The following is a 16,578-nucleotide window of genomic DNA, read 5'->3' as shown; positions in this document are numbered from 1 at the left end:
CAACGCATTCAACCGGATCGCGGGTAAATCAGCTGGTAAGCCAGTAGTCCGGCCGGGCGTATATCTCCTTCAGCATGTCGATGAAGAAGCGCACCTTGGCCGGCAAGTGCCGCTGCTGCGGATAGACCGCCACGATGTCGTACTGCGGCAGCGCGTAATCGTCCAGCACCGTGATCAACTCGCCGGACGCCAGCTGCGACTGGATCTCCCATGAGGAACGCCACGCCAGCCCCAATCCCTCGGTGGCCCAGCGGTGCAGCAGTTCGCCGTCGTTGCAGTTCAGGTTACCGTCCGCCCGCACCGTGACCTGCTTGCCGTGGTCCTGGAAGTACCAGCCGCGCTGCTGCCCGCCCTGCAGATTGAAGGCCAGGCAGTTGTGCAGCGCCAGGTCGTCCAGCGTGCGCGGAATGCCGTGGCGGTCGAAGTACTCCGGCGTGCCGCACACCACGCGCCGGTTGCTCGCCAGCTTGACGGCGACGAAGCTCGGATCGATCACGCCGCCGATACGGATGCCGACGTCGTAGCCATCCCGCACCAAGTCCACCACGCGGTCGGTCAGGTTGAAGGAAATCTGCACATCGGGATGGGCGCGCACAAAGCCCGCCGCGTGAGGCGCCACGTGCTTGCGGCCGAAGGCGGCCGGCGCCGAGACGATCAGGTGGCCGGTGGCGCGGTGCCGCCCCTCGGACACCATGCGGTCGGCATGCCCGAGATCCGCGAGCAATTTGCGACAATGGTCCAGATACAGCGTGCCTTGCTCGGTCAGCGTCAGGTGGCGCGTGGTGCGGTGCATCAGCTTCACACCCAGGCGTTTCTCCAGCGCGTCGATGCGCCGGCCCAGCATCACAGGCGTGATGTGCTGGCCCATCGCCGCGCGTACCAGGCTGCCCTTTTCGGCCACGTCGACGAAGGCCTCGATTTGCGTCAGTTTGTCCATGGCTCGATTATTCCACACTTATTCGGTATTTTGAGTATTGAATAAAGCGAGAGTTTGTCTTCTTATCACGGCCGGCCTTTCCCGCTACGATGATCCCATCAAGTTCAGTACTTAACCATCAGGGGACAAGCATGGCACGGATGACAGCAGCGCAGGCAGCAGCAATCGTTTTGGAAAAAGAGGGCGTGACTCAGGTGTTCGGAGTTCCGGGCGCCGCGATCAACCCGTTTTATGCGGCGTTGAAGAAGCAGGGCAGCGCAAAGCACATCCTGGCGCGTCACGTCGAAGGCGCATCGCACATGGCCGAGGGCTACACCCGCGCCAAGGCGGGCAATATCGGCGTGTGCATCGGCACCTCCGGCCCGGCCGGCACCGACATGATCACCGGCCTGTATTCGGCGCAGGCAGATTCCATACCTATCCTCTGCATTACCGGCCAGGCGCCGCGCGCCCGCTTGTACAAGGAGGATTTCCAGGCGGTCGATATCGAGTCCATCGCCAAGCCGGTGACCAAGTGGGCCGTGACCGTGCGCGAGCCGGCGCTGGTGCCGATGGTTTTCCAGCAGGCCTTCCACATCATGCGTTCCGGCCGTCCGGGTCCGGTGCTGGTGGACCTGCCGTTCGACGTGCAGATGGCCGAAATTGAATTTGACCCCGACACCTACCAGCCGCTGGAGGCCTACAAGCCGAAGGCCACCCGCGCCCAGATCGAAAAGGCGCTGACGATGCTGAACGACGCGGAGTATCCGCTGATTACCGCCGGCGGTGGCGTCATCAACGCCAACGCATCCGACCTGCTGGTGCAGTTCGCGGAGTTGACCGGCGTGCCGGTGATCCCGACCCTGATGGCATGGGGCGCGATCCCGGACGACCACAAACTGATGGTCGGCATGGTCGGTTTGCAAACCAGTCACCGGTACGGCAACGCGACCTTGCTGGCGTCGGACTTCGTGTTCGGCATCGGCAACCGTTGGGCCAACCGCCATACCGGCACCATCGAGGTGTACACCAAGGACCGTAAATTCGTCCACATCGACATCGAACCTACCCAGATTGGCCGTGTGTTCGGCCCGGACTTCGGCATCGTCTCCGACGCCGGCGCCGCGCTCAAGTTGATGATCGAAGTGGCGACCGAATGGAAGGCCGCCGGCAAGCTGAAAGACCGGTCGGCGTGGGTGGCGCAATGTAATGAACGCAAGCGCACCATGCAGCGCAAGACCCACTTCGAACAGGTGCCGGTCAAGCCGCAGCGCGTGTACGAGGAGATGAACAAGGCCCTCGGCCGCGATACCTGCTACGTCAGCACCATCGGCCTTTCGCAGATCGCCGCCGCGCAGTTCCTGCACGTGTATAACGCCCGCCACTGGATCAACTGCGGCCAGGCCGGCCCGCTGGGCTGGACCATCTCCGCCGCACTGGGCGTGGCCGCGGCCGACCCGCAGCGCAAAGTGGTCGCGATCTCCGGCGATTATGACTTCCAGTTCATGATCGAGGAGCTGGCCGTGGGCGCGCAATTCAAGCTGCCTTACCTGCATGTGGTGGTGAACAACTCCTACCTCGGCCTGATCCGCCAGTCGCAGCGCGGCTTCGACATGGACTTCTGCGTGCAGCTGTCGTTCGAGAACATCAACGCGCCGGAACTGAACGGCTACGGCGTCGACCACATCGCGGTGGTGGAAGGCCTGGGCTGCAAAGCCATTCGCGTCACCAATGCGGACGAGCTGCCGGCCGCCTTCGAGCAGGCCAACAAGTGGATGGAAGAGTTCAAAGTGCCGGTGGTGGTGGAAGTGATCCTGGAGCGCGTGACCAATATCGCGATGGGCACCGACATCGACAAGATCAACGAGTTCGAAGAGCTGGCGCTGCGCGGATCCGACGCGCCGACCGCGATCTCCCTGCTGGATTGAGAGGAAAACAACATGACCAAACTTGCTGCCAACCTCACCATGCTGTTCACCGAGGTGCCATTTATCGACCGCTTCGAAGCGGCGGCCCGCGCCGGCTTCCAGGCAGTGGAATTCCTGTTCCCGTATGCGTACAGCGCCCGCGACCTGTCCGAGCGCCTGAAGGCCAACAAGCTGGAACTGGTGCTCCACAACCTGCCGGCGGGCCACTGGGAAGCCGGTGAACGCGGCATCGCCTGCCATCCGGATCGCGTGGCGGAATTCCGTGATGGCGTGTGGACCGCTATCGCCTACGCCAAGGAACTGGGCGTCAAACAGGTGAACTGCCTGGTAGGCATCCTGCCCCAAGGCGTGACGCGGCAGGACGCACAGGTCACGCTGGTGGACAACCTGCGCTTTGCCGCCGCAGCGCTGAAGGATGAGGGGATACGCCTGCTGATTGAACCGATCAACAGCTACGATATTCCCGGCTTCTTCCTGACCAATACGGCGCAGGCGGCGTCCCTGATCGCTGCCACCGGGTCGGACAACCTGTTCATCCAGTACGACATCTATCACATGCAGCGCATGGAAGGTGAGCTGACCAACACCATCAAGAAGCACCTGGCGCTGATTGGACACGTGCAGCTGGCGGATAACCCCGGCCGCAACGAGCCGGGAACCGGCGAAATCAACTACCGCTACCTGTTCGAGCAGCTGGACGCCGCCGGCTACGACGGCTGGATTGGTTGCGAATACAAGCCGCGCACCACCACGGAAGCAGGCCTGGGCTGGCGCGCAGCGCACGGCGTTTAATTCACATCTTTACAAGGAAAATATCATGTCTCGAGTTGGATTTATTGGTCTGGGTATCATGGGCGCACCGATGGCGCAGCATCTGCTGAACGGCGGCCACAAACTGTACCTGCACGACATCAAGAACCCGCCGTTCCCGCTGATCGAAGCCGGCGCCACGGTCTGCACCTCGGCCGCCGAAGTGGCTGCGCGCGCCGACATCATCATCGTCATGGTGCCGGATACGCCGCACGTCGAGGCGGCGCTGTTCGGCGAGGAGGGCGTGGCCAAGGGCCTGCGTCCGAACACCATCGTGGTCGATATGAGCTCGATCTCGCCCATCGAAACCAAGAAGTTTGCCAAGAAGATCAATGCGCTCGGTTGCGAATACCTCGACGCGCCGGTCTCCGGCGGCGAAGTCGGTGCCAAGGCCGGCTCGCTGACGATCATGGTCGGCGGCTCGGAAGCGGCGTTCGACATCGTCAAGCCGCTGTTTGAACTGATGGGCAAGAACATCACGCTGGTCGGCGGCAACGGCGACGGCCAGACCACCAAGGTCGCCAACCAGATCATCGTCGCCCTGAACATCCAGGCCGTGGCCGAGGCGCTGCTGTTCGCGTCCAAGGCCGGCGCCGATCCAGCCAAGGTGCGCTCTGCGCTGATGGGCGGCTTCGCCAACTCGCGCATCCTGGAAGTGCACGGCGAACGCATGGTCAAGCGTACCTTCAATCCGGGCTTCCGCATCGAACTGCACCAGAAGGATCTGAACCTTGCGCTGCAAGGCGCCAAGGCGATGGGCGTGTCGCTGCCGAATACCGCGATGGCGCAGGAGCTGATGAATGCCTGCGCGGCCAATGGCCTGGGCGGCATGGACCACTCGGCACTGTGCCGCGCGATCGAACTGATGTCCAACCACCAGATCGCCGAGGCGTAATGGGCACCTTGAATCCACGCCAATTCCTGCTCGATCTTTACGGCAGCGCGGTGGACGCTGTCAGCGCGGAGAAGTGCCTTCCGGCCTACTTGCCGGAACCGCCGAAGAATGGCCGCACGCTGGTGATCGGCGCGGGCAAGGGCGCCGCCGCGATGGCGCGTGTCGTAGAGCGTCACTGGAAGGGTGATATTTCGGGGCTGGTCGTCACGCGCTACGAGCATGGCGTGGACTGCGAGCGCATCGAAGTGATCGAGGCCGCCCATCCTGTGCCGGACGAGGCGGGCCGCGCCGCCGCCGGCCGCATGATGGAGATGGTGCAGGGGCTGAGCGAGAACGATCTGGTGCTTTGCCTGATCTCCGGCGGCGGCTCGTCGCTGCTGGCGTTGCCGGCACCCGGCATCACTCTTGAGCAGAAGCAGGCGCTGAACAAGGCTTTGCTTAAGAGCGGCGCCGCCATCTCTGAGATGAACTGCGTGCGCAAGCACCTGTCGGCCATCAAGGGCGGCCGGTTGGCGCTGGCCTGTGCGCCGGCGCGTGTGGTCACGCTGCTGATTTCGGACGTACCCGGCGACGATCCGGGCATCATTGCCAGCGGCCCGACGCTGCCCGATCCAACCACCTGCGCCGATGCGCTGGCGGTGCTGCGCAAGTACGACATCGCGGTCCCGGACAGTATTCGCGGGCATCTTGAATCCGGCGCTGGCGAGACGCCGAAGCCGGGCGATCCACGCTTCGCACGCAACACCCATCACGTCATCGCCATTGCGCAGGATGCGCTGGAAGCGGCGGCCGCGCATGCGCATGCGGTGGGCATTACGCCTTACATCCTGTCCGACGGCATCGAGGGCGAGTCGCGTGATGTCGCCATCGTCCACGCGGCGATGGCCAGGCAGGTGGCCATGCGCGGCCAGCCGTTCCAGCGGCCGTGCGTCATCATCTCCGGCGGTGAGACAACGGTGACGGTGCGTGGCTCAGGGCGCGGCGGGCGGAACGCGGAATTCCTGCTCAGCCTTGCGGTGGCGCTGGACGGCCATCCCGGCATCCACGCCGTGGCCTGCGACACCGACGGCATCGACGGCTCGGAGGACAACGCCGGCGCGCTCTACGGGCCGGACTCGCTGGAGCGCGGCCTGACGCAAAAGCTGCGGGCCAAGACGCTCTTGGAAAACAACGACGGCTACGGCTATTTCAGCGCGTTGAACGATCTGGTGGTCAGCGGCCCGACCCGCACCAACGTCAACGACTTCCGTGCCGTCTTAATTCTGTAAAAAAAGGAACACCCAATGCGACGTCAACGTCAGGCCAAAATCGTGGCCACGCTCGGCCCGGCCAGCAGCACCAAGGAAGCCATCCAGGCATTGTTCGAAGCGGGCGCCGATGTGTTCCGCTTTAACTTCAGCCACGGCACGCATCAGGATCATCAGGCGCGCTGCAACATCGTGCGTGAGATCGAACGTAGTGTGGGCCGGCCCATCGCCATTCTGGCCGATCTGCAGGGCCCCAAACTGCGCGTGGGCCAGTTCGCAGAAGGCAAAGTGACGCTGGTGGCGGGGCAGGAGTTCGCGCTGGATCGCGATACGTCGCCCGGCAATACGCAGCGCGTATGCCTGCCGCATCCCGAGTTGTTCGACGTGATCGACGCCGGCCAGTCCTTGTTGCTGGATGACGGCAAGCTGCGGCTTGCGGTGGTGGCCAATGAGGGCCGCGTGATACGCACCCGTGTCGTCAACGGCGGCGTGCTTTCGGATCGCAAAGGCGTCAACGTGCCGGACGTGGTGCTGCCTATCCCGGCGCTGACGGAAAAGGATCTGCGCGACCTGGACTTCGCGCTGGAGATGGGGGCTGACTGGATTGCGCTGTCGTTTGTACAACGGCCGGAGGACTTGGTTCAGGCTCGCGCCATTGTCGGCACCCGAGCGGCGCTATTGGCCAAGCTTGAGAAACCAGCGGCGCTGGATGCGCTGGACGCCATCGTCGCGGTATCGGATGCGATCATGGTGGCGCGCGGCGATTTGGGCGTGGAGGTGCCGCCGGAGCGGGTTCCGGGCGTGCAGAAGCGCATCCTGCGCGCTTGCCGTTTGCAGGGGAAGCCAATCGTCATCGCTACGCAGATGCTGGAGTCGATGATATCGGCGCCGGTGCCGACGCGGGCGGAAGCATCTGACGTGGCCAGCGCGATCTATGACGGCGCCGATGCGGTGATGCTGTCGGCGGAATCGGCAAGCGGTGCTTATCCGACCGAGGCGGTGTCCATCATGGATCGCATCATCTGCGAGGTGGAGAAAGATCCGTTGTACCGCCAGATGATCGACGCACAGAACCAGGCGCCGATGCCCAACAGCGGCGATGCGATCTGCTCGGCGTTGCGCGATGTGACGCAGATCGTGGGTGCGGTAGCCACGGTCACGTACACCAGCTCCGGCCACACCAGCCTGCGCGCGGCGCGCGAACGGCCGATGGCGCCTATCCTGAGCATCACGCCGAACCTGTCGACAGCGCGCCGTTTGGCGCTGGCGTGGGGCGTCCATTCGACCGTAAGCGCGGACGTGCGCAATGTGGACCGCATGGTGGCTGCGGCTTGCCAGGCCGCGCTGAGGGAAGGCTTCGGCCGGCCCGGTGACCAGATCGCGATCACGGCGGGCGTGCCGTTCGGACAGCCGGGCAGCACCAATTTGCTGCGCATCGCGCAAATCTGGCCGACCGACGAGCCGGCGGCGGCGTGATTCTCTCGCCGGCGTCTCGCGTTGCGGTGCCGGTGGTGCTGCAACGCCAGTTGACGGCGGTCGGACAGATATACTTCCAGGATTCGCCGGTCTTTGGCGCCGTGCTGCTTCTTTGCCTGTTCTTGAGCGGGCCACCGCTGGCGCTGGGGTGTGTGCTGGGCGTCAGCTGCGCGTCGTTTGCGGCATGGGCGCTCAAGCTTCAGGAAGAGCGCCGGCATAATGGTTTATATGGTTTTAATGGTGCATTGGCGGGCGTAGGGCTGTGCGCTGTCTACCAGTTGGACGGCCCGCTGCTATTCATGGTCGCCGTCGCCGGAGCATTGACGGCGGTGTTGACTTACGCTGCTGATCGCGTCCGCATTCCAGCACTGACGCTGCCGTTTGTGATGGCGATGTGGCTGGCCGGTGCCGCCGCGGAAAGCATCGGCTTACGGGGGCTGCTTCCGTCGCCCGGCGGTTGCTGCACGGCCGTCACCAGCTATCTCTTTTGTTCGATGGGGCAGGCAGTATTCATCGGCGCCGCGCCACTCGGCATGCTGCTATGGGCCGCGCTGGCACGACGTCATTGGCACCAGGCGATGTGGGGACTATCAGGCGCGCTGCTTTCCTGGCTGGCGCTTACATTGGCGAGTCAGCTGTGGCCTGGCGTCGGTATCGAATCTCATGCAACTGGAGCAGGCATCAACAGTACACTTGCGATGCTGGCTCTCGGCGCCCGCGAATGCCGCTGGTCTTCGCGCCTTGTCGGCGCCATGTTCAGCATCGCGCTATCTATTGGCTTGGGCGCCGCCGGCATCCACTACTTCACGCTGCCGTTCATTCTGGCGACTTGGTTGATCCGTCGCTGTTGACGTAATCGGTCAATCCTTCGGCGAGGGCGGCGAAGGTGGTGGCGCAGGCGGGGTTGCTGCGCAGGTTTTCATGCATCGCCAGCCAGGTGTCCAGCGGTATGGTGAGCAGATCGGGCAGCACGCGCACCAACCGCGCGTCGCGCTTTGCCAGTCCGACCTGGCAGATGCCTATCCCCAGTCCGGCGCGGATCGAGGCCAGGTGGACCAGGTCACTGTCGCTGCGCAGTGCGAACGCTGCATTCTGAAGACCGCCCAACAGATGCTGCAGCTTGCGCGTGAAGGCCGTCTCGCGGTCGATGCCGATGAGGGCGTGGCTGGCCATATCATCCCAGGTATGCGGCGTTCCCCGTCGTTTCAGGTAGTCGCGCCGGGCGTGGAAGCCCAGATCGATATTGCCGATGCGGCGCGCAACCAGCACGTCCTGCTCTGGCCGCGCCATGCGTACGGCGATGTCGGCGTCGCGCCGCAGCAGATTCTCGATGCGGTTCGAGGTCGCGAGCTCGATGGCGATGCCGGGATGCGCGCGCGTCAACCGCGCCAGTATCGGCGGCAGCACCTCCACGCTGATGACTTCACTGGCCGTTATCCTGACCGTTCCCTTGATCTCTCCATGACCCAGGCCGGACGCAGCACGCAGCAGCGCGGAGGAGGTGGCCGCCAAGGTCTCCGCGTACGGCTGCAGCTCATATGCCGCATCGGTCGGGATGAACCCCGCTTGTGACCGCGTGAACAGCGATAGCGAGAGCGATTGCTCCAGCGCGTCGATATGGCGGCCCACCGTCGGCTGCGTCAGGCCCAGTGCGCGGGCAGCGCCCGACAACGAGCCTTCTGTCAGCACGGACAGGAAGGATCGGTACAAGTCCCAATTTGGTTCGTTCATGGTCATACGAAATTGTATAGCTACTATGCTGTTTTGGCTAATTTTCTTTTGACTATGTTTGCGCGACACTGGCTCCATCAACTCACCAAACGGAGATAAACATGAAACAAACAGCATTGGTACTGGGCGCAACTGGCGGAATCGGCGGCGAAGTGGCGCGGCTTCTGGTGGCTCGTGGATGGAACGTCAAGGCGCTGCACCGCGCTCCGGAACGCGCCGCAAAACCCACTGACGGGATCCAATGGCTGGCGGGCGACGCGATGAATCGCGACGAGGTGGTCAACGCCGCACGCGGTGTTCAACTGATCGTCCATGCCGTCAACCCGCCCGGCTACCGCAACTGGGGCGCGCTGGTGCTGCCGATGATCGACAACAGCATCGCAGCGGCCCGCGCCAGCGGCGCCCGCATCCTGCTGCCGGGGACCGTCTACAACTATGGCCCCGATGCGTTTCCGGTCATCGACGAGGAATCGCCGCAGCAGCCGGTTACCCGTAAAGGCGCGATCCGCGTCGAGCTGGAGGCGCGTTTGCAGGCTGCGGCGGCCGATGGCGTACGGACGCTGATCGTGCGGGCCGGCGACTTTTTCGGCCCCAAGGCTGGCAACAGCTGGTTCGCACAAGGCCTGGTCAAGCCGGGCAAGCCGCTGACGGCCATCAGCTATCCGGGTAGCGCGGGCGTCGGCCATCAATGGGCCTACCTGCCGGACGTCGCCGAGACGATGGTGCGGCTGGTGGAGAAGGAGGATCAACTGGCGACCTTCGCCCGGTTCCAGATGGAAGGCCACTGGGATGCGGACGGCACTCAAATGGTCGCGGCAATCGCCCGCGCGGCGCGTAAGCCGGACCTGAAGGCTAGTGCTTTTCCATGGTGGCTGCTGGCGTTGGCATCACCGTTCGTGACGGTGTTCCGTGAACTGCGCGAGATGCGCTACCTTTGGCAGCAGCCGGTTCAGATGTCGAACAAGCGCCTGGTGCAGATGCTTGGCGCGGAACCGCGCACTCAGTTGGACGTCGCCGTGCATCGCACCTTGGAGGGATTAGGGAATCTCTAGGCGGCCGTGCGGTGTTGCACCACATTACCGGCGGCGTAGGTGGCGGAGATTGTGCGGTCGTCGCCCAGCATGGCGATGGCGAACAACAGCTCTTCGACTGATTCCGTGCGCTCCGTGCGGCGGGCCAGCAATGGCGTGGCCTTCGGGTCCAGTACGATGAAGTCCGCTTCCGTGCCCGGTACGAAATTGCCGATGGTGCCTTCCAGCTGCATGGCGCGAGCGCCGCCCAGCGTGGCCAGGTAGAACATGCGCATCGCCTGCAGGTAGGTGCCGCCCATGCGCGCCACCTTGTAGGCTTCGTTCATCGTTTGCAGCATCGAGAACGAGGTGCCGCCGCCAACGTCCGTCGCCAGCGAGAGCGGCACTCTCCTGGCATCCGCGCGTTCGAAGTCGAACAGCCCACTGCCCAGGAACAGATTGGAGGTAGGGCAGATGGAGATGGCCGATTGTGTCTCGCTCATGCGCGCGCGGTCGGTGTCGTCCAGCCAGATGCAGTGCGCGTACATCGATCGCGGACGCATCATGCCGAAATGATCGTAGACGTCCATGTAGCTGCGCGCGTTCGGAAACAGCGATTTGACCCACGCTACTTCGTCGGTGTTCTCCGCGACGTGGGTTTGCAGGAAGGTGTCCGGGTAGGCTTTGGCCAGCGCACCGGCCAGTTCCAGCTGGGCCTCGGTGGATGTCGGCGCGAAGCGCGGGGTGATCGCGTACAGTTGGCGGCCGCGCTTGTGCCACTTCTTGATCAGCGCTTCGCTCTCACGGGTGCCGCTTTCGGCGGTGTCTTGCAGGAAGTCCGGGCAGTTACGGTCCATCAGCACTTTGCCGGCCACCATGCGCAGGTTGCGCTTTTCGCTTTCGGTGAAGAAGGCGTCCACCGATTGCGGATGCACGGTGCAGTAGACCATGGCGGTGGTGGTGCCGCAGCGGGTCAGTTCATCAAGGAAGAAGCTGGCGACGTTGGCCGCGTGTTCGGGGTCTGCGAATTTGCGCTCGGTGGGGAAGGTGTACTTCTCCAGCCAGGGCAGCAGGCCGGGCGCCGGCGACGCGATCATGTCGGTCTGCGGGTAGTGCACGTGTGTGTCGATAAAGCCCGGCATGATGATCTTGCCGCGGTAGTCGTGCAGCGGCGTCCCTGGCGGCAGGAAGCCGATCAACTGGCTGAAATCGCCCGCCAGATGGACCTTGCCGTCGTTGACGATCAACAGGCCGTCCTCGTGCCACCAGCAGGCGTTGTCGGCGAAGGCCGGGTCGTCGCTGAAGTGCAGAAGGCTTGCGCGGTAAGCCTGGTAAGTGCCGCTTGGTGTGATGATGCTTGCCATGATATCGATTCCTCGTTCCGTAATGCGGACGCCAGTTGACGCGCGCGGCGATGCGGCGCGACTGACATGGTCGTCGGCGATGAAGGCGGGCGCGTGGCGCCACACCGGTCTATGTGCTTTGGGGTGCTGCTAGCGCGGTGGCTAGATTAATGAGGTGCGCGCTCTAGATGGCGATAGCGCGCTCCCGCCCCGGCGCTGCCGGAGAGTGAGAGCGCCCGGCTTGCAGGCAGTTGGAAGGACATCAATTGGTACATACGGTTTGCTGTTCCGATAAGACGGCAGGTGCGGATGCGCTCATTTTAGCACCGTTTTCCAACGGCGCGGGGAGCGCGGCGGCTTCCCATACCTGCATCAGCTGCGCCGCCACCGAGATGGCGATCACCGCCGGCGCCTTGTCGCGGATGCCGGGCAGGCCGATAGGGCAGGTCATCTCGGCCATGCGCGCGGCCGGTATGCCGCGTTCCTGCAGCCGGCGTTCGAAGGAGACGCGCTTGGTCCTGGAGCCGATCAAGCCAAACCAGGTGAAGTCTGTGCGACGCAGTATGTGTTCGGACAGCTGCTGATCAAGCGCGTGGCTGTGCGTCAGCACCAGGAAGGAGGCGCCCGGCGGCGCTTCCTCCACCACCGCTTCCGGCGTGTCGGTCGCTTCGATGCGGACGTTGGCCGGCAGGACGGAGGGGAACATGTCGTCGCGTTCATCGATCCACACCACCTGGCAAGGCAGCTCCGCCAATGCGCGCACGATGGCCGCGCCCACGTGGCCGGCGCCGAACAGGTACAGGCGCGGACGATACGGCAGGCAGGAGTCGATCAGCCAGCGCTTGCCATGGTCGTCGATACGCACCTTGCAGTCGATGCCTGGGCCAGGTCGGGCCAGGGCTGCAGGTCCGGGGCCGCTCAGGAGTGCGCCCGTCGTGTCGTAGATGCTTGCCGGTCCCACGCTATCCAATGGCACCAGGCGCCAGCTGTCCTGGCCTTCGCGCCAACGGCGGGCCAGGGAGCCGAAATGCTCGCCGGCTTCCGGCATGATGCGTTCGAACGCCAGATGTACCACGCCGCCGCAGCACTGCCCCAGGCTGGGGCCGAGCGGGAAGCGCTCCAGGCGCCGCTCGGCGCGCAGCTCGCCCGCCGGCATGGACAGCATCTCGCGGGCTATGTCGGTGGCGACCATCTCCAAGTGGCCGCCGCCGATGGTATCGAAGGCGTGATACTGGGTGATCAGCATCTTGGCGCCCGGCTCGCGTGGTGCGGAGCCTGCGACCTGCGCGACGGTGACCAGTACGCGCGGCACGGCCTTGCTGGCCGCTGCCGTCAGCGCGCTGAGGTTAAAGGGCGTCGGCATGTTCAATTCGCCGTTTCCGCAGCCGCTTGCACGGCGCTGATTGCATCGAGGATTGCCTCGCTGGTTGCGGGCGCGCGCAGCGGAGGATTGTAGCGATGGCCGCCCACGCTGGAGCAGGCATCGCGGATCGCCAAGAACACCGAGAACGGCAGCAACAGTGGCGGTTCGCCGACCGCCTTGGAGCGGTGGATGCTGTCCATGACGTTGCGGTTCTTGAACAGGCGGACGTTGAAGTTCTCCGGGCAGTCCGATACGCCGGGGATCTTGTAGGTGGACGGCGCATGCGTCATCAGCTTGCCGGATGCGTTCCACCATAGTTCTTCGGTGGTCAGCCAGCCCATGCCCTGTATGAATGCGCCTTCGACTTGGCCGATGTCGATGGCGGGGTTCAGCGAATTGCCGGCGTCGTACAGCGCGTCGGCCTTCAACAGTTTCCATTCGCCGGTCAGCGTATCGACCACCACTTCCGACACCGAGGCGCCGTAAGCGTAGTACGAGAACGGATTGCCGCTCATGGTTTTTGGATCCCAGTGCAGGCCCGGCGTGGCGTAAAAGCCGTCGGACCACAGCTGGATACGCGCCATGTAGGCCTTCTGCACCAGCTCCGCGAACGGAATCGCGATCTCGCCGACGTGGACGAAGTTGGAATCGAAGCGCACCGTTGCGGGATCGCCGTCGTGGCGTTTGGCGGCGAATTCGGCGAGGCGCATACGTATGGTGTTGGCCGCGTCCTGCGCCGCCTTGCCGTTCAGGTCCGCGCCGGTGGACGCGGCGGTGGCCGAGGTGTTGGCGACCTTGCTGGTGTCGGTTGCGCTTGCGCGCACCATGGCGAGGTCGATGCCCAGTTCATGCGCCACCACCTGGCATACCTTGGTGTTGATGCCCTGGCCCATTTCGGTGCCGCCGTGGTTGACCAGCACCGAACCGTCCGTGTACACATGCACCAGCGCGCCGGCCTGGTTGAAGTGCGTGACATTGAAGGCGATGCCGAATTTGACCGGCGTAAGCGCCAGGCCGCGCTTGAGCACTTTGCTCTGTGCGTTGAAGGCGTTGATCTCCTCGCGGCGCTGACGGTATTCGCTTTCGTCTTCCAGCTGGGCGACCAGGTCGTGAATAACGTTGTCGACGACCTTCTGGTTGTACTGGGTGACGTTGCGGCCTTCCTCGTCGTTGCGCCCGTAGAAGTTGATCTTGCGGACGTCCAGCGCATCCATGCCGAGATTGCGGGCGATTTCATCGACGATGTACTCAATGGCGATGGCGCCTTGCGGGCCGCCGAAACCGCGGAACGCGGTGTTGGACTGCGTGTTGGTCTTGCCGGCCATGGCCCGGATATCGACATCGCCCAGATAATAGGCGTTGTCGAAGTGGCAGACGGCGCGCGTGGCGACCGGCGCCGACAGGTCGGCCGAGAAGCCGGCGCGCGACACCATCTCAACCTTGGCGGCGATGATACGGCCGTCGTCGCCGTAGCCCATCTCGTACTCGTAGTAGAAGCAGTGGCGCTTACCGGTGACCATCATGTCGTCGTCGCGGTCGGCGCGCAGCTTGACCGGGCGGCGCAAATGCCCGGCCGAGATGGCGGCGCAGGCGGCCCACAGCGCGGACTGCGATTCCTTGCCGCCGAAGCCACCGCCCATGCGGCGGCATTCGACCACGATGTCGTGCGAATGGCGGTGCAGGGCGTGGGCGACCACGTGCTGCATCTCGGTCGGGTGCTGGGTGGAGCAGTAAATCAGCATTCCCTTGCCTTCCTTGGGAATGGCGTAGGAAATCTGGCCTTCAAGATAAAACTGTTCCTGCCCGCCGACGTGCAGCGAGCCTTTCAGCTTGTGTTTGGAACGATCGAACGCGGCCTGCGCATCGCCGCGCGCCAGGTGCATCGGCGGCACGACGAAGGACTTGGCATCGCGCGCTGCTTGCGGTGTCAGGATCGCTGGCAGCTCTTCATATTCGATGACCGCCTTCTTGACGGCGCGGCGGGCGTTGTCATGCGAGTCCGCCACCACGATGAAGATGGGTTGGCCGACATATTCCACCAGGCCTTCCGACAAGATCGGATCGTCGTGGATGATAGGGCCGCAATCGTTGGTGCCGGGGATGTCCTTGTGCGTGTACACGGCCACCACGCCGGGCATGGCTTTGACGGCGTCGAAGTTCATCGACAGGATGTTGGCGTGCGCCTTGGACGAGATGCCCAGTGCCGCATGCAGTGTGCCGGCGGCTTCGGGAATGTCGTCGGTGTAGGTGGCTTCGCCGAGGACGTGCAGCACCGCCGATTCATGCGGGTGCGACTTGCCGACTTCCGCCCACGCCATGGGGACGGCCTGCGTCAGGAATGGTTCCGATTTGCTGTTCATGCTGTGACGGCTCCCTCTGCGTAGTGGTATGCATTGATCGATTGCAGCGGCTGGGCGGAATCCGGATTGGTCTCCAGCCAATAGCGGCGCAGCAGGTTCTGCGCGGTTTTCATGCGGTAGCCGGCGGTGGCGCGCATGTCGCTCAGCGGAGTGTAGTCCTTCGCCAGTTCGGACATCGCCTGCTTCAGCGTGGCTTCGTCCCAGCGCTTGCCGTTGACGGCCGCTTCCGCCAGCGGTGCGCGGCGCGAGGTCGCTGCCATGCCGCCGTAGGCGATATGGGCGTCGCTGATCACGCCGTCCTTCAGCGTGAAGGCGAAGGCTGCGCAGACGGCGGAGATGTCCTGGTCGTAGCGCTTGGCCAGTTTGTAGGTGCGGAAGTGGATGTCCTGGCGTGGCAGCGGTATGCGCACGGCTTCGACAAATTCGCCCGGTTGCCAGTCCTTCTTCATGTAATCGAGGTAAAACTTCTCCAGCAGCATGGAGCGCTGGCCTTTATCGCTGCGGATGACGATTTCCGCGCCCAGCGCGATCATCCACGGCGCCGAGTCGCCGATCGGCGAGCCATTGGCGACGCTGCCGCCCAGCGTGCCGGTATTGCGGATCGGCTGCGAGGCGAAGCGCTGCCACATTTCGTGCAGCTCTTCCTTGTAGTGCTTGCAGACCGCCTCGTACGCGTCGTTGAGGGAGACCGCGGCGCCGATGTACAGCATGCCGTCTTCCTCTTCCATGCGGTACAGCTCCTGTACCTGGCGGACGTAGATCATGTCGCCCAGGTTGCGCATTTGCTTGGTCACCCACAGACCGACGTCGGTGGAGCCGGCGACGATGGTGGCGGTGGGCTTTGCGGCGCGCAGCACGGCCAGTTCGGCCAGCGTGCGCGGAGCGTAGAAGGTTTGGCCGTCGTGGGTGTAGCTGTACATTTCGGTGCGCTGGATGGATTGCAGCGTGGCTTTCAGTGCCTCGCGGTCGAAGCTAACGTGCGGCAGCTCGCCCATGCGGCGGGCCGCGTCGATGATGGGGCGGTAGCCGGTGCAGCGGCACAGATTACCGGACAGGGTTTCGTCCACGGTCTTGCGGCATGGCGGCGCGGTCTGCCCCTCTTGTTTCAGGTAGAGGCTCCACAGCGACATGGCGAAGCCCGGCGTGCAGAATCCGCACTGCGATCCGTGGCATTCGACCAGCGCCTCCTGCACCGGGTGCATTTTGCCGTCGGCCTGCTTCAGGTCTTCGATGGTGAAGACTGCCTTGCCGTCCAGCGTGGGCACGAACTGGATGCAGGAGTTGACCGACTTCATGGCCACTTCGCCGTCCGGCTGCAGCTCGGCCACCACCACGGTGCAGGCGCCGCAATCGCCCTCGGCGCAGCCTTCCTTGGTGCCGGTGCAGTGCAGGTCTTCGCGCAGGTGCTGGAGCAGGGTGCGGGTCGGCGCGCCAGCGTCAACTGAGCGGACTTCGCCGCGATAGAAGAATCGAATAGGTTCAGACATGATTGCTCCGCA

The 16,578-nt window shown here is 64.1% G+C and carries 13 protein-coding genes; 7 read left to right on the top strand and 6 right to left on the bottom strand.

From position 1 onward, the window contains the following. Positions 1-28: 28 nt before the first annotated feature. Positions 29-937: a LysR family transcriptional regulator gene (locus AC07WS_RS12995; protein ID WP_494729479.1), complete on the bottom strand. Its 909-nt coding sequence runs from the start codon at positions 935-937 to the stop codon at positions 29-31. Between the two features lie 131 nt (positions 938-1,068). Between AC07WS_RS12995 and gcl the strand changes: the two genes are divergently transcribed. Genes gcl through AC07WS_RS12965 form a run of 6 tightly spaced genes read left to right on the top strand, consistent with a single transcriptional unit; the run spans position 1,069 to position 8,123 of the window. Then, positions 1,069-2,844, top strand: coding sequence for a glyoxylate carboligase (gcl, locus tag AC07WS_RS12990; RefSeq protein ID WP_494729478.1), 1,776 nt, complete (start codon positions 1,069-1,071; stop codon positions 2,842-2,844). Between the two features lie 12 nt (positions 2,845-2,856). After that, entirely contained in the window at positions 2,857-3,636 is a 780-nt protein-coding gene (gene hyi, locus AC07WS_RS12985) for a hydroxypyruvate isomerase (RefSeq protein ID WP_494729477.1), read from the top strand. Between the two features lie 22 nt (positions 3,637-3,658). After that, positions 3,659-4,549: a 2-hydroxy-3-oxopropionate reductase gene (locus AC07WS_RS12980; RefSeq protein ID WP_494729520.1), complete on the top strand. Its 891-nt coding sequence runs from the start codon at positions 3,659-3,661 to the stop codon at positions 4,547-4,549. After that, positions 4,549-5,817, top strand: coding sequence for a glycerate kinase type-2 family protein (locus tag AC07WS_RS12975; RefSeq protein WP_494729476.1), 1,269 nt, complete (start codon positions 4,549-4,551; stop codon positions 5,815-5,817). The genes AC07WS_RS12980 and AC07WS_RS12975 overlap by 1 nt, the downstream gene beginning before the upstream one ends. Before the next feature lie 15 nt (positions 5,818-5,832). After that, positions 5,833-7,272, top strand: a complete 1,440-nt coding sequence (gene pyk, locus AC07WS_RS12970; RefSeq protein ID WP_494729475.1) for a pyruvate kinase — start codon at positions 5,833-5,835, stop codon at positions 7,270-7,272. Further along, positions 7,269-8,123: an urea transporter gene (locus AC07WS_RS12965; protein WP_494729474.1), complete on the top strand. Its 855-nt coding sequence runs from the start codon at positions 7,269-7,271 to the stop codon at positions 8,121-8,123. Before pyk ends, AC07WS_RS12965 begins: the two co-directional genes overlap by 4 nt. On the opposite strand, the gene AC07WS_RS12960 is transcribed toward AC07WS_RS12965, so the two are convergent. Then, complete coding sequence (locus AC07WS_RS12960) at positions 8,089-9,009, bottom strand: LysR family transcriptional regulator (RefSeq protein WP_494729473.1); 921 nt, start codon at positions 9,007-9,009, stop codon at positions 8,089-8,091. The genes AC07WS_RS12965 and AC07WS_RS12960 overlap by 35 nt on opposite strands. A gap of 95 nt (positions 9,010-9,104) precedes the next feature. On the opposite strand from AC07WS_RS12960, the gene AC07WS_RS12955 reads away from it, so the two are divergent. Then, complete coding sequence (locus tag AC07WS_RS12955; RefSeq protein WP_494729472.1) at positions 9,105-10,055, top strand: NAD-dependent epimerase/dehydratase family protein; 951 nt, start codon at positions 9,105-9,107, stop codon at positions 10,053-10,055. Here AC07WS_RS12955 and guaD read toward each other — a convergent pair. The 4 genes from guaD to xdhA all read right to left on the bottom strand — a co-directional run bounded on the left by guaD (position 10,052) and on the right by xdhA (position 16,566). Continuing rightward, on the bottom strand, positions 10,052-11,377 hold the full coding sequence (gene guaD, locus AC07WS_RS12950) for a guanine deaminase (RefSeq protein WP_494729471.1): 1,326 nt from the start codon (positions 11,375-11,377) through the stop codon (positions 10,052-10,054). The genes AC07WS_RS12955 and guaD overlap by 4 nt on opposite strands. 241 nt (positions 11,378-11,618) lie before the next feature. Then, a complete protein-coding gene (gene xdhC / locus AC07WS_RS12945; protein WP_494729470.1) occupies positions 11,619-12,719 on the bottom strand; it encodes a xanthine dehydrogenase accessory protein XdhC in 1,101 nt (366 codons plus the stop codon). A gap of 2 nt (positions 12,720-12,721) precedes the next feature. After that, positions 12,722-15,079 (bottom strand): xanthine dehydrogenase molybdopterin binding subunit, encoded by a 2,358-nt coding sequence (gene xdhB / locus AC07WS_RS12940; RefSeq protein ID WP_494729469.1) that lies wholly within the window; start codon positions 15,077-15,079, stop codon positions 12,722-12,724. Further along, positions 15,076-16,566 (bottom strand): xanthine dehydrogenase small subunit, encoded by a 1,491-nt coding sequence (gene xdhA / locus AC07WS_RS12935; RefSeq protein WP_494729468.1) that lies wholly within the window; start codon positions 16,564-16,566, stop codon positions 15,076-15,078. Before xdhA ends, xdhB begins: the two co-directional genes overlap by 4 nt. Positions 16,567-16,578: the final 12 nt, after the last annotated feature.

Source organism: Duganella sp. GW821-FHT01E12, from assembly GCF_059422325.1.
Note: the sequence above shows the minus strand (reverse complement) of the source record. Positions and strands in the feature narration are given on the sequence as shown.

Bases quoted from the DNA above. Each gene is read 5' to 3' on its own strand.
- AC07WS_RS12995 (WP_494729479.1), bottom strand. From the start codon at position 937: ATGGACAAACTGACGCAAATCGAGGCCTTCGTCGACGTGGCCGAAAAG.
- gcl (WP_494729478.1), top strand. From the start codon at position 1,069: ATGGCACGGATGACAGCAGCGCAGGCAGCAGCAATCGTTTTGGAAAAA.
- hyi (WP_494729477.1), top strand. From the start codon at position 2,857: ATGACCAAACTTGCTGCCAACCTCACCATGCTGTTCACCGAGGTGCCA.
- AC07WS_RS12975 (WP_494729476.1), top strand. From the start codon at position 4,549: ATGGGCACCTTGAATCCACGCCAATTCCTGCTCGATCTTTACGGCAGC.
- pyk (WP_494729475.1), top strand. From the start codon at position 5,833: ATGCGACGTCAACGTCAGGCCAAAATCGTGGCCACGCTCGGCCCGGCC.
- AC07WS_RS12960 (WP_494729473.1), bottom strand. From the start codon at position 9,009: ATGACCATGAACGAACCAAATTGGGACTTGTACCGATCCTTCCTGTCC.
- AC07WS_RS12955 (WP_494729472.1), top strand. From the start codon at position 9,105: ATGAAACAAACAGCATTGGTACTGGGCGCAACTGGCGGAATCGGCGGC.
- guaD (WP_494729471.1), bottom strand. From the start codon at position 11,377: ATGGCAAGCATCATCACACCAAGCGGCACTTACCAGGCTTACCGCGCA.
- xdhC (WP_494729470.1), bottom strand. From the start codon at position 12,719: ATGCCGACGCCCTTTAACCTCAGCGCGCTGACGGCAGCGGCCAGCAAG.
- xdhB (WP_494729469.1), bottom strand. From the start codon at position 15,079: ATGAACAGCAAATCGGAACCATTCCTGACGCAGGCCGTCCCCATGGCG.
- xdhA (WP_494729468.1), bottom strand. From the start codon at position 16,566: ATGTCTGAACCTATTCGATTCTTCTATCGCGGCGAAGTCCGCTCAGTT.